The organism is Vreelandella sp. 162(4c) (assembly GCF_058152265.1).
This window is the reverse complement of sequence record NZ_CM176981.1, coordinates 2,771,786-2,793,609: the sequence shown is the minus strand read 5'-3', so window position 1 is coordinate 2,793,609 and position 21,824 is coordinate 2,771,786. Positions and strand designations below refer to the sequence as shown.

Genomic DNA, 21,824 nt, shown 5'->3' with positions numbered 1-21,824 from the left:
ACAATGGAGTCGTTAGCAGAAAGTGTACCAGAGTCGCCCCGGTCAGCGGCACGCCGTTTTTATTTCTGTGGCGGCTAAGAGCGTGACGTTACGACGGCAGGTGGTTTGTGGAGAAACGCGTGCAGGGCACTTAGGGACATGGGGCGGGCAAAGTAGTAGCCCTGATAGTAGTCACAGTGACGCTGCTGCAGGTAGCCAAACTGCTCTGCCGTTTCTACGCCTTCTATCAACACTTCGAGCCCCATTTTCCCCGCCATGGCGACCACGCCGTCGATAATCGCGGCATCGTAGCGATCCGTAATCACATCGCGCACAAAGGAGCGGTCAATCTTGATGCGATTAATCGGCAGCCGCTTTAAGTAGCTTAAGCTAGAGAAGCCGGTGCCAAAATCGTCTAGTGCAATCTGGACTCCCAGCGCTCGTAGATTTCTTAATGCCTGTATCGCTTGCTCGGCGCTGTCCATCAGCACCCCCTCGGTAAGCTCCAACTCTAACAGCGCAGGCGTTAGTCTGCTGCTCGCCAGCACCTGATCAATAGAGGCGAGGAAGCCAGGGCGTTGAAACTGCATGGGCGAAATATTAACCGCCATGGTGATCTCGCCCAGCCCCAGGCCATTGAGCTGCTGGGCATCGCGACAGGCGGTAGCTAACACCCACTCGCTAATGGGAATGATCTGACCAGTATCCTCGGCAAGGCTAATAAAATCAGACGGCGGGATATTGCCTCGCTCAGGGTGCTGCCAGCGGATCAGCGCTTCAACCCCCACCACGCGACCACTTGGCGCGTGAATTTGTGGCTGATAATGCAGTTCGAACTGCTGCTGCTCAATGGCTTGCTGTAGCGCGCTGCGTAAGCTAACCCGTTCGCTCACCTTGCGGTTCAAGTCTTCGGTATACCAGTAGTAGGTATTGCGCCCGCGCCGTTTGGCTTTATACATTGCCAAATCCGCCTGCTGAATAAGCTGGCGGGGGTTGTCCATGCTGCCGTCATTGATGGCAATCCCGATACTGGCGGTGATGCGCAGCTCGCTGTCGCGGTACCAGTAGGGCGGCGAAAGCCCCTGGAGAACCCGCTCGACCACCTGTATCACATCGTCCTGATGGGCTAGATCCGGCAACAACACCACAAACTCATCGCTGCCAAAACGCGCGACGGTGTCCCAGGGGCGCAGTTCATTCTCCAACCGCCTGGCCACTTCAACCAGAATAAAGTCGCCCACTTCATGGCCCAAGGTATCGTTGATCGGCTTAAAATCGTCCAGGTCAATAAACAGCACGGCTATATAGCGATGGTAGCGGCGCGCCATCACGCCCCCCTCTTCCAAGCGCTGACCAAGTAACAAGCGGTTGGGCAGCCCGGTCAAGGCGTCGTGATGGGCGTTATGGTCGAGTTGAGCCTGATATTCGCGCTGTTCAGAGATATCATTCTGTACGCCGACAAAGTGGGTCACTTGGCCGTTCTCATCGCGTACAGGTGAAATGTGCAAGTCGTTCCAAAAAACCGTGCCGTCATGCCGATAGTTACGGATGACCACGTGTACTTCACGCTGCTCGGTAATCCCTACCTGTAGCTGCTTGACGGTGGCGGGATCGGTCTCTTCCCCCTGTAGGAAACGGCAGTTACGCCCCAGTGCCTGGTTGCGCGAATAGCCGGTAATGCGTTCAAAGGCAGCGTTGACGTAAACCAGAGGCAGATCGCTGCTCTGAGCATCGACAATAAGAACACCATTGGTGCTTGATTCAACGCTACGCTCCAATAATTTTAGCTGTTGTTCGCTAGCTTTACGCCGCGTAATCACCCGGGCGATTACGTAAATCACGTCCTCCCCCAACGACGGCGAAATTTCTAACCAGTGCTGCTTGCCGGTTGCGGAAACAGCGCGCACCTCAAAAGGAATGACCTTTTCGCCTTGATGCACTCGCTGTAACGCCCGTTCGATCACCGGGTGGTCAAGGGGGTTAATGACGACACCACAGGAACGCCCGATTAACTGTTCAGAGGTATATCCCAGCAGCGTCTCGAAGGCTGGATTGACTTGCAGCAGCGTGCCTTTAAAGTCGATACAGCAGAACAGATCCCGTGAAAGCAGGAAAAACTGGTCAAGCTGGCCGCGGGGTAACACTGAGGACATACAATTTCCTAGGGGGACGGATAAAGCACGTTACGGGCGCCTAATCAGTTCCGTTATTTTTACTGTGGCGCTCGGTGCTTTATGATGACACTTATCATAGCTTGACTCGCCGTGTCTGCGGTATAGGGAGAATAACGTGCTATCAATCACCAAACTGCGCATTGCCACGCGTAAAAGCCAACTGGCCATGTGGCAGGCTGAGTACGTTCGTGACCGCTTAATGGCGGCTCACAGCGGCCTTGAGGTCGAGCTTGTAGCTCTGTCTACCAAGGGCGACAAAATTCTCGATACACCGCTTTCAAAAATTGGCGGTAAAGGGCTGTTCGTTAAAGAGCTGGAAGACGCCATGCTCGATGGCCGTGCCGATATTGCCGTCCACTCGATGAAAGATGTACCCATGCTCTTCCCCGAAGGGCTGGGCCTGTCGGTCATCCTAGAAGGGGCCGACCCTACCGATGCGTTTGTATCCAACCACTACTCTAGCATTGATGAGCTTCCCGAAGGGGCACGAATTGGCACCGCCAGCTTACGCCGTGGCCTGCAGATGCGTGAAGCCCGCCCCGACCTGCAAATTCTCAACTTGCGCGGCAACGTACAAACGCGGCTAGGTAAATTAGACGCGGGAGAATTTGACGCCATCATCCTGGCGACCTCAGGCCTTAAGCGGTTGGGCTTGGATGAGCGGATTGCCCAGGCACTGCCGCCGGAAGTGTGCCTGCCCGCCTGCGGCCAAGGAGCCCTAGGCATTGAGTGCCGCCTGCATGACCCCGAGCTGATTGCCTTGCTAGCCCCGCTGGATGACGCGGATACCGCGACGCGTGTGCGCGCCGAACGGGCCATGAACACGCGCTTAGAGGGCGGCTGCCAAGTGCCTATTGCGGGCCACGCGGTGCTGGATATTGAAAATGAAACCCTTTGGCTACGCGGCTTAGTGGGCAACCCAGAGGGCACCGAAGTGCTGCGCGCCGAAGGCCGTGGTTCGATGCATGAGCCCGAAGCGCTGGGCATTCGCATTGCCGAAGAGCTGCTCGACCAAGGCGCTGGCGATATTTTGGCTGAGGTTTACGGCCGCGCCATATGAGCCAACCGGTACTGATCTGCCGCCCTGGCGAGCGCGGTGAAGCACTGGCTGCTGCTCTGCGCGAGCGAGGCGAGAGCGTTGAATCACTCAACGTGATGCAACTCGAAGCCTTACCAGAAACCCCTGAAATGCGGCGTATCTGGCTGGATATTGATCAGTACCATAAGATAATAGTCATCAGCCCCTTTGCGGCCACTTGCTTAAGTGAAGCGCTGGATCGCTTCTGGCCACAGCTGCCCATTGGCATTGACTACTACAGCGTTGGCAGCGCCACCGCGGCAACGCTTTATGATCAGTTGGGCGTACGTGTGCATGTGCCTGCGCCCAGTGCAGGTGAAGATACCAGCGAAGCACTGCTTGCGCTTGCCTCGCTTCAACAGTTAGGGCACCAGCGTATTCTACTGGTGGCGGGAGAAGGTGGCCGCCCGCTGCTCGCTGAAACGCTTGCTGAGCGGGGCGCGCAGGTGACTCGCGTAGCGGTGTATCGACGCACGTTTCACCCCCTTGAACCCGCTCTGCAAACGCGCCTTTGTTCAGGTAATTACCGGGCGTTGATCGTCACCAGCAGCGAACTGCTGGAACATCTGGCAAAATGGTGCAATCAGGCGGCCTTGAACCAACCGCTAATCGTTTCCAGTCGCCGTTTGGCTACACTGGCTGGCATACTGGGTTTTTGTGACCTCAAGGTGGCGTCCGGAGCTACGCCAGCTGCGTTGATAGCGGCGTTGGAGACCTGCGACCCACAGGGTGCCGATGTCGATCAAGGAACTTACTAAGGGCTAGCGACACATGAGCAAACAAGTAAACGATCAGGACGATGTACAACCGACGTCCTCCGATGCCTATCAAGGCGTCCCTAAAACGACCGACAAAGCAGCTTCCACGACCGACGCGACTGAGCCCAGCAAGCCGAACACGCCGCCGAGCTCAACAACACCTGCTCAGAGTGGCGCTAAAAGTAGCCGGTCGCGGCGGCGTGGAAAGGGCTCGCCCACTGCGAGTTCAACCGCTGCTACCAGCACGGCTAAATCGGCAGATACCACATCCAGCAACGCAGCCTCACCTTCCCAGAGTGCCGCTCAACCCAGCCCATCTTCCTCAAGCGGGTCGGCTTCTAGTTCGCCATCGTCAAGCGCCGCCTCGTCAAAGCCGACCAGCGGCAAGTCATCGGCGGGCACTACGCCGCCCACCGGCCACAAAGGCAGCGGTAACGGCCAAAGCGGTGGGGGCAAAAGCGGAGGCAGTAAAAGCGGCGGCCTCGCAATTGCCCTGGTGATTATCCTGGCGCTTGCCTTGGCATTTGTCGCCTGGCAGGGCTGGCAGCGCCTGGAGAGCCAGCAGCAGCGCCTCGACGAAGTCGCACAGCAGGCTGAGGGGAGCGCCTCACAGCAAACGGTTAGCGACCTCGAGTCACGCCTTGATAGCGGCGAAGCCGAGCGCGATGAAGCGCTGCAAAGCACACTGGGTGACCTGCGTGATGAATTTGACAGCTACCGCAGCGACGTCGATGAGACCCTGGGCCAAGTGCTGGACCAGCTCTCTCAAGAGCAGGACACCGACGAGCGCGAGTGGTTGCATGCCGAAGCCGCCTACCTGCTGCGTCTGGCCAATCAGCGTTTACAGCTGGAAGGCGACGTTGATGGCGCAGCTGCGCTGCTGCGTACCGCCGATGCGCGCCTAGTAGATGCTGACAACCCGGCGTTGACGCCCGTACGCGCAGCAATTGCCAATGAGCTAGCCGCGCTGGACGCCGTGCCCCAGGTTGACCGCACCGGCCTCTACTTAGCGCTCAATGCCCAGCAGGAACGCATCTCCTCTCTGCGACTCTCTCAAGAAATTGAGGAGCAAGCGGTAACCTCCAGCATCGAGCAGCCGCCGACCGGCACTTTCCAGCGCCAGCTGGCGCGCTTCGGTGAAGAGCTCAAAGACCTGGTGGTGGTTCGCCATCACGATGAAGCGCTGGAAGCGCTGATTACCCCAGAGCAAGAGTCTTACCTACGCCAAAGCCTGCGCTTAGTGCTGGAGCAGACGCAGTTGGCTCTGCTCAACGAAGAGAAAGAGCTTTATGACGCAAGTATCGACAAAGCGCTACAACTGCTGAACGACTACTACGACACCACTCGCGAAGAGACCCAAAGCGTTATTACGCGCCTTCAAGAGCTCAAGGAAGCAGAGGTAAAACCCGAGCTGCCCGATATCAGCGCTTCACAGCAGGAGCTCGCACGCTTTATCGACAACCGCTATAAGACGCGTGGCCAAAGCGGAGGTGATTCATGAGAAAGCTTGTTCTCCTCATTGTCGCAGGCCTCGCCGTCGGGGCGCTGTTTGGGCACCTGATGATGTCGGTGCCCGGCTATTGGCTGATCCGCGTAGGTGACTCCTCCATCCAAACCTCCTTCTGGTTTGGACTGGTGCTGCTGTTTGCCGCCTTTATCGTCCTACACTTCGTGCTGCGCCTGCTCAGCGGCATTATTCGGCCCATGGGGCGTTTTCGCAGTTGGAACAGTCGCGCCCGTAACCGCCGGGCCATGCAGCGCACCGTGCGTGGCCTGGTAGCGCTAACCGAAGGGCGCTGGAAAAAAGCCGAAAAAACCCTGGTTAACGCCGCCGATGATTCCAGCACACCGCTGGTCAACTACCTATCTGCCGCGCTGGCGGCCCATTACCAGGGCCACCACGTGAAATCCCAGGAGCACCTGAATCAGGCGCAGCTCACCACCGACGGTGCCGATACCGCCGTTGGCCTGATGCAGGCGCAAATGATGATTGAGCGCCAACAGCCGGAAGAAGCGCTGGCGATTCTTAATCGCCTGGATAAGAAGCTCTCCAACCACCCGCAGGTGCTCAAGCTACTCAAGCAAGTGCATTTAAGCGTCAACGATTGGGAAGGGTTACGGCGTTTGATTCCACGCCTGGCGGCGCAGAAGCTGATTACTCAGCAAGAGCGTGAGCAGTTGGAATTTAAGGCCTACCGCGAGCTGATCGTGTTTGAAGCCCAAAACCCCACCAATATTGAGCGTGTGCGCGGCCTGTGGGCGGATATGCCGGACTACCTGCGTGGCAATACCGAGCTGATCGTGCTTTACAGCGAAGCGCTGATACAAGCCAACGAAGAGCCGATTGCCGAACGCTTGCTCAACCATTCGCTCGATCACCATTGGGATGCGCGTTTGGTGAAACGCTACGGCCTGCTGAACGTGGACGCTGCTCGCCAACTCGTTAAAGCCGAAAAATGGCTGCAGGAGCGCCCTAACGACCCAGAGCTGCTGCTCGCTTGCGGCCGCCTCTCGCTGCGCATCGGCCAGTGGCAAAAGGCACTAGAGTATTTTGAAACCAGCCAGCGTCAGCGCCCCAATGGCGAAGTGTGTGCGGAGCTTGCACGCCTCTATGCCAGCCTGGGCGAGCATAATAAGAGTCAGCTCTACTACCGTCACAGTGTCGAAATGCTGGCTAAATCGCTGCCGTCGCTACCGCAACCCAGCGATGCTAACGACAGCAAAAAGCCCGGCAGTAAGCAAAAAGACAGCAAAACCATTAAGAAAAGCGCCTAGGGCTAGCTGCTGGTATAACGTGAAAGGGCGCCTCTTCAGCAGTGGCGCCCTTTTTAGTGGCTCAAGGTTTTGCGGGTGGCATTTGCGGTGGCGCAGAGGTAACTTCAACCGGCGTTTCAGCCTCCGCTGGCTGATCCAACATTGCTGTGCAGTGGCCACAGCGCGTGGCTTTGATCGGCACCACCATCAAACAGTAAGGGCACGGCTGCTCCGTAGGGTTCGCAGGCGCTACCGCCTCTTCGCGCTTTAATCGGTTAATGGTGCGTACCAATAAGAAGACCACGAAGGCGACAATCATAAAGCTGACCACCGCATTGATAAAAAGCCCGAGGTTTAGCGTTACCGCCCCTGCCTCCTGGGCATCCGCCAGCGTCGCATAAGGGCCGCCCACCGCCCCTTGGCGTAACACTACAAACAGATTGGAAAAATCCACACCGCCCACCAACAAGCCAATCAGCGGGTTCATCACATCCGCCACCAGGCTCTGCACAATCAGCGTAAACGCCCCACCGATAATGATCCCCACCGCCATATCGACGACGTTGCCTTTTACCGCAAACTCTCGGAATTCCTGGAAGAATTTTGCCATGTTCAAACGTCCTAACGTTTCGTTTTAGCCAATACCCTAGGTTATAGCGTCTTGCTAAAAGCATGGGCTAGGGTGTGTTAGACGGCAAGTAAATTTATTCAGGTTGAAAACCATTTCGGGAGAGGTACGGGCAGATATCGACGTTGCTTTTTATTGACTCACCGTAATCACAGGACACTTGGCTGAATGGCCCACTTTGTGCGATATGCTGCCAATCACCACCCCCGCCAAGTCGCTTAACCCTCGGCTTCCCATCACAATGGTATCGATATTATTGGCGTTGGCAGCCTCTATAATGGCGCGGGCTGGGTCACCTTGCGTCAGCAACTCTTCAATGTGCTTAGCGCCCTCTGCCTGCGCGGAACTCACCGCCTGGGCCAGTAGCTGTTCACCCACCTTCTCGCGTTCAGCAAGCGTAGTGCCTGCATCAATAGCACCAATGCCCCACACCAGTGTGGTCGTATAGGCAAGCGTTTCAGGTACATGTAATAAGTAGAGCGTTGAGTCTTCTCTATCCAGCAGCTTACAAGCCACCTTCAAAGCTTGTTTAGCGCTCTCAGAGCCGTCGACAGGAACTAAAATCCGCGCATACATGACTGGTTTATCCCTCTTTTATTCTGCCGCTCATTACTAAAGTCGTAGTCGATATTTCGCTTTTAAACGTTTAAATGCTGGTAGCGTTGTAGCGCTTGGTTAAGCTGGTTTAAACGTTGTCTGAATTCGTGAAGAGCATCGCCAGCTTGGTAGCAACCGAATGGCAAAGCCAATATTGTTTAAGTAGCCGCTCATACCTTGGAGGTATCATGGAACTACGCCACCTGAGGTACTTCTGCGTTGTCGCTGAAGAGCTTAACTTTACCTGTGCGGCTGAACGATTGCATATGTCTCAACCGCCTCTTTCCCGCCAAATCAAACAATTAGAACAAGAGGTGGGGGCTGAACTGTTTGAACGAAGCTCTAGAGGCTTGCGTCTAACGCCTTCAGGTGTGTTTTTTCAGCAGCACGCTCTGCAGATATTAGAGAAAGTAGAAGTCACCATCGACGCCACTAGACACATGGCGCGTAGCAAGCGTGCGCTGTTCGGCATTGGCTTTGTACCGTCCGTTTTTTACGGGCAGCTCCCAATGCTCGTGCGTGATTTGCGCCGCATGGATAATGTTGAGCTTTCCCTGGCAGAGCTTACGACGGTACAACAAATTCAGGCGCTCAAAGCGGGTCGCATAGACATGGGTTTCGGGCGTTTACGTATTGATGATCCCGACGTAGAGCAGGAGATTCTCTTCGATGAACCATTGATTGCTGCCCTTTCGAGCGGTCATCCACTAGAGGGCACTACCCCTTCCTGCGAGGAGCTTGCCCGCTATCCACTCATTCTTTTTCCCGCTAAGCCACGCCCTAGCCTAGCAGATATGGTGCTGGGTATTTTCCGCCGCCAAGGCTTGAAGGTAGAGGTAGTACAGGAAGCAAACGAGGTTCAGACGGCGCTCAGCCTTGTCGCCTCAGGTATTGGCATTACGCTGGTTCCTGAACAGGTTAAGCGCGTTCGACGGGATGGCATTTGCTATGTGCCACTGGCCGATAAGTCAATTACATCACCCGTTATCTGCAGCCGTCGGCGGGGCGAAAAACCCTACCCGCTAATGCAGGAAGCCAATGCTATTTTAGAAGTACTCGTTGAAAATCGCCGCTCTGGGCGCTACCCATAGTTGCAGCAAGCCAGTGACTCAAGGTCGCAGAACAACCACAGGGCAAGAAGCTTCATGCAGCACCTCATGGCTGACACTGCCTGCCACCACCTGCGAAAGGCCACTGCGGCCATGGGTTGTCATTGCGAGCATTATATTATGGCTATCAGCCAGATAACTGACGATAGAGTCCGCGGGGTCGCCATGAAGCACCTCCCAGTCAACTTCTAGTGCTTGCTCACTCTCGACACGGCGCGCCAGCGCGTTTAGATAGGCTGACTCCATCACATCAGTATGGCCTAACGCTGTTGATTTTCTGGCGACGGAGGTATCCATCACTTGCAGCAGTTGCAAACGAGCCCCCAAACGCTTCGATAAAGCTGCTACATGGGGCAAAATTTGCTCGGATAGCTTAGACCCATCGACACAAACGGCTAACACATCGACCCGCTGGTGAGCACGACTGTCATAACGTGGGCCACACAAATAAACCGGGCGGTGGGCTCGGCGCACAACTCCCGCCGTTACGCTACCTATTAGCATTTCTGACACGGGCCGCCGACCGTGCGCCATCATGCATAGACCGCTACTTTCTTGGCTGGCAAGATCACCGAGATACTCCTTGGCACTGTCATGGGCAACCACATCGAGTGCTATCGCCTCCAGATGATGAGCCGCAATTCGCGCCTGTAACGTAGAGCGCCGCGCTGCTATATCGCCCTGCATCGGCACCACTGAGATAACGTTTACATCCGCTCCCAATTGCGCCGCAAATATCTGGCCAAATGCCAAAGCACGTAAGGAGTCTTCACTATCATCCATCGCCACAAAGATCTTTTGCATGGTTACACTCCAGCTACCACTACAGTAGCTACTGTTGTTTTTGAGTTTTCTGGTCAAGCGAGCGAAAGCGTCGATGCAGTAGGTTGTAGGCAAGTGCCCCAACGATTACCCCCCAAAAGGCAGAACCCAGTCCTAAAAAACTGATTCCCGACGCTGTGGCAATGAACGTAATGACGGAGGCTTCCAGGTGGTTCTTTTCGGCAGCAAACGCACTGATGTTGCTGGAAATAGCACCAATCAAAGCTAGGCCCGCAAGTACCGCCACAAACTCCCCCGGCAACGAGGTGAATAGAGACACAATAGTGCCCGCAAAGATGCCACCAATCAGGTAGAAAGCCCCGTTCGCTACCCCCGCTACATAGCGCTTGTCAGGATCTTCGTGAGCTTCCTTACTGGTACAGATTGCCGCGGTAATCGCTGCGATCACCGTGGTAATACCCCCAAAAAAGGCAGTAAAAAAAGAAGTTAAACTCGCCACGGTTACAATTGGCTTGGCCGCCGTGTTATATCCGGAACTTCGCATGATCGCCATGCCCGGCAGAAACTGACCGGTGAGACTGACGAGTACCAGCGGGATGGCAAGGCTCAAGGTAGCATTCCAGGTCCACTCTGGGCGGATAAACTGTGGTTCGGCAAGCTGGACTGAAACGCCTTCTAAACTTGCACCTTCTAAAAAGACAGCCAACATGACGCCAACCACTAATAGCAGCACCAGACTGTAGCGAGGAGTGAACCGCTTAAAGACGAGATAAGCGATAATCATACCAATCGCCAGTGCTGGCACGCTCTCCAATGAGACGAAGACGCCCACACCAAACTGGAAGAGAATGCCCGCCATCATCGCGCTAGCAATGCCTGGTGGAATCATCTGAATAATTCGGTCAAAGGAGCCCGTAACACCGATCACAAAAATGATCACAGCTGCAGTCAAATAGGCCCCCACCGCTTCATTGAGTGACAGCCCTGGGAACAGGGTCACTAATAGTGCCGTGCCAGGCGCTGACCAAGCGGTCACTACCGGCACCTTCAGCCATAGACTTAACAAAATACCCGAGACTGCTGCACCGATAGAAATGGCCCAGACCCACGATGTCATCATCGCATTCGATATTTCGGCACTTTGGGCCGCCTGGAAAAAGATGGCGAGAGGACCGGAATAAGAGACCAGCACTGCCACAAATCCAGCTGCGATCGCCGGAATCGACATCAATAGGTCTTTTTGAGATAGCTTTTGCAATTGCTTGTGAAATTGCATGCAACACACTTCCCCGTGTCAGTATTTAACGAGTAGCCAACGGCTCCGGCAAGCGTCTGCTTGCCGGAGCCGTTTCAAGCAACGCCAAGGTGGGTTTCAAGAATTGAAGGGTTATCTTTTAGCCCCTGAAAATCACCGCTATAAACCACTTCCCCCTTGACGAGTAGCAGGTGTTTTTCTGCTATCTTCAGAAGGTTATCGATATTTTTATCGACGATAATGGTAGAAATGCCGGTCGCTTTGATCTCACCTATAATCTTCCAAATCTCATCGCGAATCAGCGGTGCAAGACCTTCGGTCGCTTCATCAAGGATCATCAGATCGGGGTTGGTCGTCAGCGCGCGTCCAATAGAAAGCATCTGCTGTTCGCCGCCTGAGAGAAAGGAGCCATCATGATTGATACGTTGGCCCAACCGCGGGAACGTATCCAGAACGCGCTCTAGCGTCCACGGAGACTCCCCCCGCTCATTAGGACGTGCAGCCATAATCAAATGCTCACGCACACTGACGCCTGGAAAAATACCGCGCCCCTCCGGCACGTAGCCGATCCCTTGGCGAATCAGTTGCCAGGGGCGCCGCTTGGTAGCCGAGACACCCTTAATAAACACCTCGCCGCGCCGCGGTGGGACAAACCCCAGTATCGACTTCAGCGTAGTTGTCTTGCCCATACCATTGCGGCCCAGCAGACTCAGCGTCTCACCAGGCATCAGGGTCAAATCCACCCCATGCAAAATATGGCTCTCACCGTAGTAAGTGTGCAGCCCCCGGGCATCTATTAATGGCGTATTGGTTTGCTCTGCGCTCATGCGGTTGCCCCCTCTTCATGACGCCCCAGGTAGACATCGCGTACCTTTTCGCTGGTGCGTATCTGCTCTGTCGGGCCACTCTCCAACACACAGCCATCGACCATGACGGTAATGCGATCAGCCAAGCGGAAGACCGAGTCCATATCATGCTCAATCAACACCAGCGTGTAGCTATCCGTTAGGCTGGCGAGCAGTTCGGTGACTTGAGCAGTCTCTTCACGCCCCATTCCCGCCATTGGCTCATCAAGTAGCATCAACGTCGGCGCCGTCGCCAATACCATCGCGATCTGCAACTGGCGCTGTTCGCCATAGCTCATATCTGATGCGGTTGTATTAGCGCGGTGGTTCAATTGGCAGGTATCCAGCACCTCCTGAGCGCGTTCGCTTACCTGCCGCGCGGTTTGGCGCGAACGCCAGCTACCAAACACACCGCCCATATGAATACGCGCCGCCAGTTCGCAATTCTGCAGGCAGCTTAGGCGTGGGAATATATTCGTCTTCTGGTGGCTGCGGCCAATGCCCAGGCGTGCGATCTGGCGCGCGCTTTTACCCTGGATCGGCTGACCGCGATAGAGCACCTGGCCTTCAGAAGGAGGGATCTCGCCAGAGAGCAGATTAATCAGGGTACTTTTTCCCGCGCCATTGGGGCCCAAAATGGCGTGTATCTCATGGGCCTTAACATCAAATTCCACCTCGTTAACCGCCACTAAACCACCAAAGCGCCGGGTCAAACCGTGGGTGGCTAAGACAGTGTCGTCGCTCATGGCTTAGTTCTCCTTACGCGGGGTAGCGGGTTGAGCGGAGAGAGCGACCGGCGCCTTCTCATGTTCCGACGCGGCTTCAGGGGCTGCTTGGCGCTTACGATGCCAGGGCGGCGCGATAATCAAGCCCGCAATCCCGCGAGGAAGCACCAGTACGGCAACGATAATGGTCAGCCCCATGAGTATCGGCCAGTGAGTAGTGGCATGCTCGTAGATATAGAGCAGAATCTCATAAGCGAAGGCGCCTAAAATGGGGCCAAAGATGGTGCCCATGCCACCTAAAATAAGCATCATTAGCACTTCACCAGAGGTATGCCAGCCAAGCTGAGCCGGATTAGCGAAGCCGTACTGCATCGCCGCTAACATGCCAGCAATCGCTGCCATAACCCCAGCGATAACAAAGGCCACCAGTTTATAGCCGCTGGTGGCATAGCCTAAGGCCTGCATTCGGTGCTCGTTGTCATGAATACCGTCGAGCACTTGACCAAAGTAGGAGCGAGTGAGCCAGCGTAGAAAGAAGTAGCCGAGAAGCAGCATCCCTAAACAGAAGTAAAAGAAGCTGTAAGGGTTATCAAGATCTACCAGCGTACGCTCCCCTAACGCCAAGCTCGGTCGAAACATAATAAAAACACCATCGGTTCCTCCCGCGAACTGAGACGTACTGATGAAGTAGTAAAGCATCTGACCAAATGCCAGGGTGGTCATGATGAAGAAGATGCCTTTAGTGCGGATCACTAAGATGCCTATCACTAACCCCACACAGGCAGAGACGCCCATAACGAGAGGCAGCATCCACCACATTGACGCTGGACTAAAGTCAGGGCTGGCTAATGCCAGGGTGTAAGCCCCCAAACCGAAGAAGAGCGCATGCCCCAGGCTGACCAAGCCCACAATGCCAACCAACAGGTCCAGGCTCATGGCAAACAGCGCCAGAATCAGCATCAGGGTCAGTTTCTCTAACATGAAGTTGGCCTGATTACCGAATACGGCTTCTCCCCAGAGAGGAAAAGCGGCTACCAATGCCGTTAACATCAACATAATCAACGCAACGCGCTTGGGATATCTATGTAACATTGCTTACTCTCCTCACGCGAAAAGGCCGCGCGGTTTCACCAGCAGTACCGCGGCCATGATCAGGTAGATCACCATGCTGGCAAGGCTGGGGATGAGCACCGCCCCAAAGGTGGTGGCCATGCCAATAATGATGGCGCCCCAAAAGGCTCCCTTGATGGAACCAATACCGCCGATGACGACGACCACAAAGCAGGTAATAAGAATGCTATCGCCCATGCCTGGCGCAATAGAGGTGAGCGGTGCGGCGATCATCCCTGCGAAGGCGGTGAGCGCAACACCGATGCTGAAAATCAGCGTAAAGAGGGTACGCACATTGATTCCCAACCCTTCAACCATGTCGCGATTAACCGCGCCGGCTCGAATGATGATGCCCAGCCGCGTATGGCGCATCACCCAATAGATCACCCCAGCCAATGCCAAGCAGACGCCCATCACAAAGAGGCGGTAGACCGAGTACTGGAGGTTGTCAGTCAACTGGATACTGGCATCAAACGGCGCGGGCACCGCAACACGATGCACATCCCCTCCCCAAATAATCCGCTGCGCTTCGTTGAGCACTAAAATCAGCCCAAATGTCAGCAGCACTTGATAGAGGTGATCGCGCTTGTAGAGCGTATCCAGAAACAGCCGCTCAATGATGAGCCCCAGTGCAATAGCGATAGGAATAGCCGCCAGAATCGCCAGCCAAAAATTGCCCAAGCGCAGGGTCAGGTCGTAAGCCAAATAGGCGCCAATCATATACATAGCGCCGTGGGCCAGGTTGATGATTCCCATAATGCCGAAAATCAACGTCAAACCGCTGGCAATCAAAAAAAGCAGCAGGCCGTACTGCAGACCGTTAAGTAGCTGTACGCTGAAAAATGCGAGATCCATAAGATCCCTCCGAGAATCAGAGTGAGGGGCAGGTCATGCCCGCCCCAGAGTGCATACAGATGTTGTTACATCTGGCAGGCTTCATCGGGTACTTCTAGATTCTCATGAGCGATACGCACGACTTCGTGCTTGCCGTCACGGATCTCGCGCAGATAAACATTTTGAATGGGGTGGTGGGAGTCGGAGAAGCTCAAGGGCCCACGCGGGCTCGCCAACTGAACATTGGCCAATACATCAATCAAGCGCTCCTGATTTGAGGTATCGCCACCCAGTACTGAGAGGGCTTGAACCAACATCATGCCCGTGTCGTAACCCTGTACCGCGTAAGTATCGGGCAGCTCACCGTAGGCATTTTCGTAGGCCGAAACGAAGGATTGATTCGCGTCGTTTGCGAGGGTTTCGGCGTAGTGCAGCGTAGTCATCACACCTTCTCCGGCATCGCCCAGTGCCGCTAAATTACCCTCGGTAAGGAAGCCTGACCCCAGCAGTGGGATGCTCTCTTTAAGACCTGCCGAGGCATAATCCCGAACAAAGCTGACACCGCCACCGCCCGCAAAGAAGGTATAGACAGCGTCAGGCTCAAGGCTGGCAATTTGCGTCAAATAACTCTGAAATTCCGTGCTGGGGAATGGCACTAAAATTTGCTCAACGATCTCGCCACCCTCAGCAGTAAAAGCTTCCTCGAAACCTGCCAAATCCTCTTTACCACCGGCATAGTCCCAGGTGATCGTCACAATTTTGCGATGCCCTTGATCGTAGGCCACTTTGCCCATGGGATAGCTGTCTTGCCACATACTGAACGAGGTGCGGAATACGTTAGGCATGCACAACTCATTAGTGGCGGCACCTAGCCCCGCGTTGGGAATGATCGTAATCGCGCCCGTTTGCTTAGCTACGCGCAGCATGCCCATGGCAACACCGGAATGAACAGGGCCAATCACGAAGTCAACTTCGTCTCCGTTAACCAGACGGCTCATATTCTGAGGTGCTTTGGAGGGGTCAGCCTCTGAATCAAGCTCAACGTACTCCACATCACGACCGCCTAACTGCCCGCCCTCTTGCTCAATGGCAAGTTTCAGGCCGTTAGTGATGGCTTCTCCAAGCGCCGTATAGGTACCTGAGTAAGGGAGCATCAAGCCGAGCTTCACTGGGTCTTCATTGGCGGCAACACCCCCTGCGGACAGCATGGCAGTGGCGCTTAGCAGAGTGGCTAGGGAGGTCTTTTTAAATGTTTTCATTATATTTTCACCAGGGTTGAGTTGTTATTGAGTTGTTGTTAACTCGTTAATAGCGCAGTAAGTGACGTCCCTGTCTCATCTCTACCGATTACACGTGATATACGTCGATAACCTGATGGATATAGTCGTTATTCAGCTGCACGACTTTTCTTGTGATCAGCGGGCTCTCACCCGATACGTCCAGGGTGTAAAACGACGTGCCGAAGAAGCTGTCGGTCTTCTTGTAGCGGTGGTTGAGCGTGTGCCAGTTAAAGCGCAGCTCCACCGTATCGCCGTCTTGGGACAGGATCTCCAGGTTGTTAACCTGGTGGGTGGTGCGCGGCTCCGGCGTACTGGCCCCGCTGCGCTCGGTCTTGATGCGATACATTCGATCTTCCAACCCTTCACGGTTGGGGTAGTAGATCAGCGAGATCTCGCTGTGCGGATCGCGGGTGAGCTGGTCGTCATCGTCCCAGGCCGGCATCCAGAACTCGGCGTCTTTGCGGTACAGCGCGAGCCACTCGTCCCACTCCCGGTCGTCTAGCAGTCGCCCTTCGCGGTACAGAAAGGCTTGGATATCGTGATAGCTAATGCTCATGTCACTGCTCTCCTCTTGTCAGACGCGGGTCGCTTAGGCGGACGCGGTGGCGATAAATTGGCTGCGCTCTTTGTCGATGGCGCGCAGCATTTCGTCGACCCAGTGCTTGTGGTGCAGCACGTAGAGGCCTTCGTCTTCCGGTGAGGCACCGCTGAGCAGGGGCTTCATGCCGATCGCTTGGGCGTCTTCATCGGCGCCCTCGATCCACTGCTTGGCCCCGCGGGAGAGGTCGTTCCATTCGGCCTGCGCGCCGTTGTAGCCTTCTTGGCAGGCGCGGAACTCTTCGAGGTCGTCGGGGGTGCCCATGCCGGAGACGTTGAAGAAGTCTTCGTACTGGCGGATGCGTATTTCACGATCCTCAGCGGCTTCGCCTTTGGGCGCGAAGCAGTAGATGGTGACTTCGGTTTTGTTGACGTCGATGGGGCGCAGCACGCGGATTTGCGTGGAGAACTGGTCCATCAGGTAGACGTTGGGGTACAGGCAGAGGTTGCGCGTCTGGTTGACGATGGAGTCGGCGCGGGCGTCGCCCAGCTGTTCTTGGATCCAGTCCTTATGTTGATAGACCGGACGCACTTCTGGGTTAAGCAGCCGGGTCCATAGCATCATGTGGCCGTTTTCATAGGAGTAGAAGCCGCCTTTGCTTTTCGACCAACCGTCGGCGTCGACCGCTTTGGTACCACCGGCGTCGTAGTTACGGCGTTCCATGGTGGAGGCGTAGTTCCAGTGCACGGAGCTGACGTGGTAGCCGTCGGCGCCGTTTTCGGCCTGCAGTTTCCAGTTGCCGTTATAGGTGTACGACGAGGTGCCGCGCAGGATCTCGAGGCCTTCGGGGGCTTGGTCGACGATGTTGTCGATGATCTTGGTGGTTTCGCCAAGGTGTTGTTCGAGCGGTTGAACGTCGTCGCTCAAGCTGCCGAACAGGAAGCCTTTGTAGTTCTCGAAGCGGGCTAGGCGCTTGAGGTTGTGGGAGCCGTCCTGCTTGAAGTTATCCGGGTAGGCGCCGTTCTTCTCATTTTTGGCTTTGAGTAGCTGGCCGTCGTTTTTGAACGTCCAACCGTGGAACGGGCAGGTAAAAGTGCCCTTGTTGCCACGCTTACGACGACAAAGGGTCGCGCCGCGGTGGGCACAGGCGTTTATCAAGCCGTGTAGCTCACCTTGCTTATCGCGGGTGATCACAATTGGCTGGCGGCCAACGGTGGTGGTGAAGTAGTCACCCGGCTCGGCGATTTGGCTCTCGTGGGCCAGAAACACCCAGTTGCCTTCGAAGATGTGCTTGAGCTCAAGCTCAAAGAAGGCGGGGTCGGTGAACATGCTGCGGTGGCAGCGGAAGATACCCTGGGCGGGGTCGTCTTGTACAGCGCCGCGCACGCGGGCTTCGAGCTGATCAAGTGTCGTGGTCATGATCTCTCTCCTCAACTAGGGGCTTTAAACCTTGGCGGTTCCAGCGAGCTGGCTGGCCAGATCCTGTTCGTCTTCTTTGGCCCGCGGGCGGGCGTGACGGACTTGCAGCTCGGCGGCGTCGGTTTGGGCCAGTTCCACGTCGAACACCACATGGGAGAACGGGCCGTCCAGGTCGCGCTTGGCGATCTCGGCTGGGTCTTCGATCCGTTCAGCAGGCACGACCAGCTCTTCGCGGGTGGCAAAGGCGAAGTCATCAAAGGTGTAGGGATCGCCTGCCAGGTTGATCTGGGTGGTCAGGTGCTGGTGGCCCGGCGCGGAGACGAAGTAGTGGATATGCGCCGGACGCTCGCCGTGACGGCCTAGCGACTTGAGCACCACATCGGTGGGGGCGCCTTCGGGCACGCCGTAACCGGAGGGAAGGATGCTGCGCACGGTGTAGCGGCCGTCGCTGTCTGCATAGATCGTGCGGCGCATGTTGTACTCGTCCTGGTTAGGATCAAAGAAGGAGTAGCCGCCCTTGGAGTTACAGTGCCAGATTTCAACCTTGGCGCCGGGGATCGGGGTACCGTCGACATCGCGCACTTGGCCAGTCAGCCACATCACCTCAGCATCGGGATCACTGCCGTCGTCCATGCGCGCAAAGCCTTCCGCTTCCGGGGCGCCGGCCACGTAGAGCGGGCCTTCGATGGTGCGCGGCGTGCCGCCAGTGCGCTTGGCTTCGGCATCGATAGCGTCTTGGCGCAAGTCAAGGAAGTGGTCAAAGCCGAGCCCTGGAGAAAGCAGGCCGAACTGGGTCTGGCTGCCCAGGGCATTGAGCAGGTTAACACCCGCCCAATACTCTTCCTCGGTGACATCGAAGTCGTCGATCAGCTTGAACAGGTCGCCCACCAGGCGGTGGACAATTTGCTTGGCGCGGTCGTTGCCGCCGGCCTGGTCGAAACCGGCGACAGTGTTGACAAATTCTTGGACTTCGGGAGTGTCAAAAATCTTCACGGTCATGGTGTAACCCTATCGTTAGTTTTTTGTCGTTGTCTTGGTGCCCGGCGATAGCGTCAGTACATTCAAGGTGAGATTGGAATACGTCTATCTTGGGCTTAAAGACGACAGTTGTTGTGTTCACCACCAATATCGTCCAGGTCGAACCTAGCCGACCAATATCGTTTGAGTTCCCTTCCATACTTCATAGGTATCTCGGATGAGATCATATTTTTGCTTTCTACTCCCTAAGAGTTACCGTGAAGAAGGGGGTTAATTATTTATTTTAAAAGGAAAATTCTGCATTCGACACGAAGGAGAGACTAGTTACCATTAGTAAGTGCCTAACTTTAACTTGTTCTTTAAACCGATAAAATGGCTTTCGAGCAGGGTAACGTTCATCTACCCCAACCCTAGAAAGCAATAATTTATTTATGCTTGCGACAAAAGGATAAAGGGAAGTGAAAAGTAAGGGTTGCACAAAAAATGAGCCGCGATATCGTAGACTGGCCAATGGTCAGCCGTATACTGCCCATCCTGCCTCTACTATGTGATCCCAAGTGCTGCAGTTGTTCTATGGACTAAAGCTTTCACTTTATTAGGCTGCTTACTGAGCTGCTTTAAACGGTTCACACGAGAGTTTTGAAAGGCGCTCTTAGCCATCAACCACTTCTTAGCTAGCAATTGTTAAAAATTATTTTGAATATTTCTTCCAAATTTTTCACTACATTTCATGTAGGGTTTTTATCAGGAAATCACAGAACCAAGATTGAGCAGAACTATCTCCTCGATGCTCTTTATAATGAATTCCTACTTCAAATTCAGGAATTAAAAAAGGAAGCTCTACAAACTTCAACGGCATGCGCTTTGCATACAACTGAGCTACCCGAGATGGAAGAGTTACCAACAAATCACTAGAAGAAATCACATCAGGAAGTACACTAAAGTGAGGAACTTTAAGCATAACATTCCTTGTTATACCAGACTCGAATAAGTAATCTTCCACTAAATGGTGGCCAGTTCCATCAGAAACAACAACATGACGCTCCTCTAAATACTGTCCCATTGAAAGTATACCACCAATGCGAGGGTGGCAATCACTTAACATACACACATATCTTTCCGGAAATATATTTTTGTAAGTAAACTTTTTAAGTAAATAACCTTGATTACATACCGCCGCATCGATCCTCTCTTTGCTAATCCATTCAGATAAGCTATAAGCATCAATTGGGATGATTTCAAGCTCAACACTAGGCGCCCTGTATTTAAGAGACTCAAGTATTGAGGGTAGAAAAAAAACTTCACCCAAATCCGTCAAAGCAAGTTTAAAACATCTTTTTGAAGTCAATGGATCAAATTTTTTCGTAAGCGATATTGCCTTTTCGATTTCTGATAAAGAATGACTTAAAGAAAAATAGAGCTGAGAGGATAAAGAGGTAGGCTGCATCCCCTCTCGTGTCCTGTTAAACAATGGGTCATTGAACACTTGCCTGAGCCTCGACAGCGAGTAGCTGACCGATGGCTGAGATATATGGAGATTCTCAGCAGCCTTACTTACGCTTCCTGTTTCATATATCGTGACAAAAACTCTAAGGAAGGTCTGAATAACTGCCGATATTCATCAACGCTTACTTGAGCCTACAAAAAATCGAAAATTTAGACACTCTTCTCCCTTTCTTTGTGTATTTTTGCTCCTTTCCCGCTCATTGAGCGGGAAAGGAGCGCAATCGCCCTATTCCCATAGGTATTTCTCACTGATCAGCAGGTTGCTGAACGCCGCCAGCAAGTGCAGGCGCTGAGTGTTTTTGGCCAGTCCACGATAGCGAGCCTTGCCATAACCAAAAACTTGTTTGATGTACCGAAAGGGGTGCTCCACCTTGGCACGGATACTGGCTTTGATGTTTTCGACTTTCTGTCGCCTGGCATCTAGCTTCTTGCGGGTGCCAGGCCGTTTGGCAATATACCAAGAGATATCGTTGCGGTGCTTGTGCTCGTCGCGTTTTTGAATACCCAGGTAACCGGCATCACCGAAGACGCGTTGCTCTTCACCGTGAAGGAGCTTATCGGCAGGCACAATGTCATGGACATTGGCAGCCGTGGTCTCGATGCTGTGAATCAACCCAAGCTTATCGTCGACACCTATATGCATTTTCATGCCAAAGTGCCAAGAGCTACCTTTTTTAGTCTGGTGCATTTCCGGATCGCGCTCGCCTTTTTTGTTTTTGGTGGAACTAGGCGCAGAGATGATAGTGGCATCGACAATGCTCCCTTCGCGCAGCATCAGGCCATTTTTCTCTAGGTGGTTGTTCACTTCCTGGAACAGCACCTTGCCAAGGCCGTGGTGTTCCAGAAAATGGCGAAACTTGAGAATCGTGGTTTCGTCCGGCAATCGGTCTAGTTTCAAACCGGCGAATTGGCGCATGGACTCGATCTCGTAGAGGGCGTCTTCCATGGCCGGATCGCTCAAGTTGTAAAACAACTGCATGCAATGGACGCGGAGCATGGCAGACAACGGATACGGAGGCCGCCCGCTCTCGCCCTTGGGGTAATAACGGACTACCTTCTTCTCCAGCTGCGTCCAGGGGATCAGCTTGTCCATCCGCTCCAGAAAGAGTTCGCGGCGGGTCTTTCTCTTCTTGTTCTGGTACTCGGCTTCGGAGAAGGTGATTTGATCCATGGCAGCACTGAATCCTATGCAGTTGACGATAGCCGTATTATCACTGATGGCAGTGACTTTTTCAGAGCTTCCCTAATTAAATTCAGGTCCTTCATAATCCACCCCATAGATAACATCTATATCAAGATCTAAAAAATATCAATTTGATCTATTTTTAAAGAATTGCTAGTATAAAAATCATATATAAAAATAACGGTAAAACATGAAAAAAGCACTCTCCTCTGAATTAGAAAAAAATCCATCGATATGGCTATTTAGAATAGCTATTAGCATTTCTATTCTCTTTACTTTAAGGATGTTAAT

General features: G+C 54.1%; 20 protein-coding genes. 5 read left to right on the top strand and 15 right to left on the bottom strand.

Features of this window, described 5'->3' with window-relative positions; genetic code table 11:
- Positions 1-74: 74 nt before the first annotated feature.
- Positions 75-2,132 carry a putative bifunctional diguanylate cyclase/phosphodiesterase gene (locus tag AC4EYZ_RS12860; protein ID WP_490203813.1) on the bottom strand — a complete coding sequence of 686 codons (2,058 nt, stop codon included), beginning with the start codon at positions 2,130-2,132 and terminating at the stop codon, positions 75-77.
- A 136-nt stretch (positions 2,133-2,268) separates the two neighbouring features.
- Here AC4EYZ_RS12860 and hemC point away from each other — a divergent pair, with 136 nt between their 5' ends.
- From hemC to AC4EYZ_RS12840, 4 genes are read left to right on the top strand one after another with little or no spacing between them, the layout of a single operon-like run.
- The gene (gene hemC, locus AC4EYZ_RS12855) at positions 2,269-3,213 is read left to right on the top strand and encodes a hydroxymethylbilane synthase (RefSeq protein ID WP_009286232.1); all 945 of its coding nucleotides are present in this window, start codon (positions 2,269-2,271) and stop codon (positions 3,211-3,213) included.
- Positions 3,210-3,989 carry a uroporphyrinogen-III synthase gene (locus AC4EYZ_RS12850; RefSeq protein ID WP_022521217.1) on the top strand — a complete coding sequence of 260 codons (780 nt, stop codon included), beginning with the start codon at positions 3,210-3,212 and terminating at the stop codon, positions 3,987-3,989. Before hemC ends, AC4EYZ_RS12850 begins: the two co-directional genes overlap by 4 nt.
- A gap of 13 nt (positions 3,990-4,002) precedes the next feature.
- Positions 4,003-5,490, top strand: a complete 1,488-nt coding sequence (locus AC4EYZ_RS12845; protein ID WP_474192397.1) for a uroporphyrinogen-III C-methyltransferase — start codon at positions 4,003-4,005, stop codon at positions 5,488-5,490.
- Complete coding sequence (locus AC4EYZ_RS12840) at positions 5,487-6,764, top strand: heme biosynthesis HemY N-terminal domain-containing protein (RefSeq protein ID WP_474192398.1); 1,278 nt, start codon at positions 5,487-5,489, stop codon at positions 6,762-6,764. Before AC4EYZ_RS12845 ends, AC4EYZ_RS12840 begins: the two co-directional genes overlap by 4 nt.
- A gap of 61 nt (positions 6,765-6,825) precedes the next feature.
- On the opposite strand, the gene mscL is transcribed toward AC4EYZ_RS12840, so the two are convergent.
- Complete coding sequence (mscL, locus tag AC4EYZ_RS12835; RefSeq protein WP_141440339.1) at positions 6,826-7,353, bottom strand: large-conductance mechanosensitive channel protein MscL; 528 nt, start codon at positions 7,351-7,353, stop codon at positions 6,826-6,828.
- Between the two features lie 150 nt (positions 7,354-7,503).
- Complete coding sequence (locus AC4EYZ_RS12830; RefSeq protein ID WP_474192399.1) at positions 7,504-7,947, bottom strand: universal stress protein; 444 nt, start codon at positions 7,945-7,947, stop codon at positions 7,504-7,506.
- Between the two features lie 209 nt (positions 7,948-8,156).
- Between AC4EYZ_RS12830 and AC4EYZ_RS12825 the strand changes: the two genes are divergently transcribed.
- Positions 8,157-9,059: a LysR family transcriptional regulator gene (locus AC4EYZ_RS12825; RefSeq protein ID WP_022521212.1), complete on the top strand. Its 903-nt coding sequence runs from the start codon at positions 8,157-8,159 to the stop codon at positions 9,057-9,059.
- An 18-nt stretch (positions 9,060-9,077) separates the two neighbouring features.
- Here the strand turns inward: AC4EYZ_RS12825 and AC4EYZ_RS12820 are convergent, their stop codons facing one another.
- The 12 genes from AC4EYZ_RS12820 to AC4EYZ_RS12765 all read right to left on the bottom strand — a co-directional run bounded on the left by AC4EYZ_RS12820 (position 9,078) and on the right by AC4EYZ_RS12765 (position 21,521).
- Complete coding sequence (locus tag AC4EYZ_RS12820) at positions 9,078-9,881, bottom strand: universal stress protein (protein WP_490203812.1); 804 nt, start codon at positions 9,879-9,881, stop codon at positions 9,078-9,080.
- Between the two features lie 28 nt (positions 9,882-9,909).
- Positions 9,910-11,136 (bottom strand): benzoate/H(+) symporter BenE family transporter, encoded by a 1,227-nt coding sequence (locus AC4EYZ_RS12815; protein WP_474192650.1) that lies wholly within the window; start codon positions 11,134-11,136, stop codon positions 9,910-9,912.
- A gap of 74 nt (positions 11,137-11,210) precedes the next feature.
- Positions 11,211-11,942, bottom strand: a complete 732-nt coding sequence (locus AC4EYZ_RS12810) for an ABC transporter ATP-binding protein (protein ID WP_474192649.1) — start codon at positions 11,940-11,942, stop codon at positions 11,211-11,213.
- The gene (locus tag AC4EYZ_RS12805; protein WP_474192648.1) at positions 11,939-12,706 is read right to left on the bottom strand and encodes an ABC transporter ATP-binding protein; all 768 of its coding nucleotides are present in this window, start codon (positions 12,704-12,706) and stop codon (positions 11,939-11,941) included. Before AC4EYZ_RS12805 ends, AC4EYZ_RS12810 begins: the two co-directional genes overlap by 4 nt.
- A gap of 3 nt (positions 12,707-12,709) precedes the next feature.
- Positions 12,710-13,777 carry a branched-chain amino acid ABC transporter permease gene (locus AC4EYZ_RS12800; RefSeq protein ID WP_474192647.1) on the bottom strand — a complete coding sequence of 356 codons (1,068 nt, stop codon included), beginning with the start codon at positions 13,775-13,777 and terminating at the stop codon, positions 12,710-12,712.
- Positions 13,778-13,789: 12 nt separating this feature from the next.
- Positions 13,790-14,650: a branched-chain amino acid ABC transporter permease gene (locus AC4EYZ_RS12795; protein WP_474192646.1), complete on the bottom strand. Its 861-nt coding sequence runs from the start codon at positions 14,648-14,650 to the stop codon at positions 13,790-13,792.
- A gap of 65 nt (positions 14,651-14,715) precedes the next feature.
- Positions 14,716-15,888, bottom strand: a complete 1,173-nt coding sequence (locus tag AC4EYZ_RS12790; RefSeq protein WP_474192645.1) for an ABC transporter substrate-binding protein — start codon at positions 15,886-15,888, stop codon at positions 14,716-14,718.
- Positions 15,889-15,976: 88 nt separating this feature from the next.
- On the bottom strand, positions 15,977-16,465 hold the full coding sequence (gene benB, locus AC4EYZ_RS12785) for a benzoate 1,2-dioxygenase small subunit (protein ID WP_490203811.1): 489 nt from the start codon (positions 16,463-16,465) through the stop codon (positions 15,977-15,979).
- Positions 16,466-16,498: 33 nt separating this feature from the next.
- Positions 16,499-17,866 carry a Rieske 2Fe-2S domain-containing protein gene (locus tag AC4EYZ_RS12780; protein WP_444647974.1) on the bottom strand — a complete coding sequence of 456 codons (1,368 nt, stop codon included), beginning with the start codon at positions 17,864-17,866 and terminating at the stop codon, positions 16,499-16,501.
- A gap of 24 nt (positions 17,867-17,890) precedes the next feature.
- Positions 17,891-18,865 carry a catechol 1,2-dioxygenase gene (gene catA / locus AC4EYZ_RS12775; protein ID WP_490203810.1) on the bottom strand — a complete coding sequence of 325 codons (975 nt, stop codon included), beginning with the start codon at positions 18,863-18,865 and terminating at the stop codon, positions 17,891-17,893.
- 700 nt (positions 18,866-19,565) lie between these two features.
- Complete coding sequence (locus AC4EYZ_RS12770) at positions 19,566-20,450, bottom strand: LysR family transcriptional regulator (RefSeq protein WP_490204286.1); 885 nt, start codon at positions 20,448-20,450, stop codon at positions 19,566-19,568.
- 126 nt (positions 20,451-20,576) lie between these two features.
- Positions 20,577-21,521, bottom strand: a complete 945-nt coding sequence (locus AC4EYZ_RS12765) for an IS5 family transposase (protein ID WP_022519777.1) — start codon at positions 21,519-21,521, stop codon at positions 20,577-20,579.
- Positions 21,522-21,824: the final 303 nt, after the last annotated feature.

Excerpts from the sequence above, each read along its gene's own strand:
- AC4EYZ_RS12805 (WP_474192648.1), bottom strand. The coding sequence starts at position 12,706 with ATGAGCGACGACACTGTCTTAGCCACCCACGGTTTGACCCGGCGCTTT.
- catA (WP_490203810.1), bottom strand. The coding sequence starts at position 18,865 with ATGACCGTGAAGATTTTTGACACTCCCGAAGTCCAAGAATTTGTCAAC.
- AC4EYZ_RS12800 (WP_474192647.1), bottom strand. The coding sequence starts at position 13,777 with ATGTTACATAGATATCCCAAGCGCGTTGCGTTGATTATGTTGATGTTA.
- AC4EYZ_RS12830 (WP_474192399.1), bottom strand. The coding sequence starts at position 7,947 with ATGTATGCGCGGATTTTAGTTCCTGTCGACGGCTCTGAGAGCGCTAAA.
- AC4EYZ_RS12810 (WP_474192649.1), bottom strand. The coding sequence starts at position 11,942 with ATGAGCGCAGAGCAAACCAATACGCCATTAATAGATGCCCGGGGGCTG.
- AC4EYZ_RS12790 (WP_474192645.1), bottom strand. The coding sequence starts at position 15,888 with ATGAAAACATTTAAAAAGACCTCCCTAGCCACTCTGCTAAGCGCCACT.
- AC4EYZ_RS12860 (WP_490203813.1), bottom strand. The coding sequence starts at position 2,132 with ATGTCCTCAGTGTTACCCCGCGGCCAGCTTGACCAGTTTTTCCTGCTT.
- AC4EYZ_RS12845 (WP_474192397.1), top strand. The coding sequence starts at position 4,003 with ATGAGCAAACAAGTAAACGATCAGGACGATGTACAACCGACGTCCTCC.
- AC4EYZ_RS12820 (WP_490203812.1), bottom strand. The coding sequence starts at position 9,881 with ATGCAAAAGATCTTTGTGGCGATGGATGATAGTGAAGACTCCTTACGT.
- AC4EYZ_RS12795 (WP_474192646.1), bottom strand. The coding sequence starts at position 14,650 with ATGGATCTCGCATTTTTCAGCGTACAGCTACTTAACGGTCTGCAGTAC.
- AC4EYZ_RS12850 (WP_022521217.1), top strand. The coding sequence starts at position 3,210 with ATGAGCCAACCGGTACTGATCTGCCGCCCTGGCGAGCGCGGTGAAGCA.
- mscL (WP_141440339.1), bottom strand. The coding sequence starts at position 7,353 with ATGGCAAAATTCTTCCAGGAATTCCGAGAGTTTGCGGTAAAAGGCAAC.
- AC4EYZ_RS12825 (WP_022521212.1), top strand. The coding sequence starts at position 8,157 with ATGGAACTACGCCACCTGAGGTACTTCTGCGTTGTCGCTGAAGAGCTT.
- AC4EYZ_RS12765 (WP_022519777.1), bottom strand. The coding sequence starts at position 21,521 with ATGGATCAAATCACCTTCTCCGAAGCCGAGTACCAGAACAAGAAGAGA.
- AC4EYZ_RS12840 (WP_474192398.1), top strand. The coding sequence starts at position 5,487 with ATGAGAAAGCTTGTTCTCCTCATTGTCGCAGGCCTCGCCGTCGGGGCG.
- AC4EYZ_RS12815 (WP_474192650.1), bottom strand. The coding sequence starts at position 11,136 with ATGCAATTTCACAAGCAATTGCAAAAGCTATCTCAAAAAGACCTATTG.
- benB (WP_490203811.1), bottom strand. The coding sequence starts at position 16,465 with ATGAGCATTAGCTATCACGATATCCAAGCCTTTCTGTACCGCGAAGGG.
- AC4EYZ_RS12780 (WP_444647974.1), bottom strand. The coding sequence starts at position 17,866 with ATGACCACGACACTTGATCAGCTCGAAGCCCGCGTGCGCGGCGCTGTA.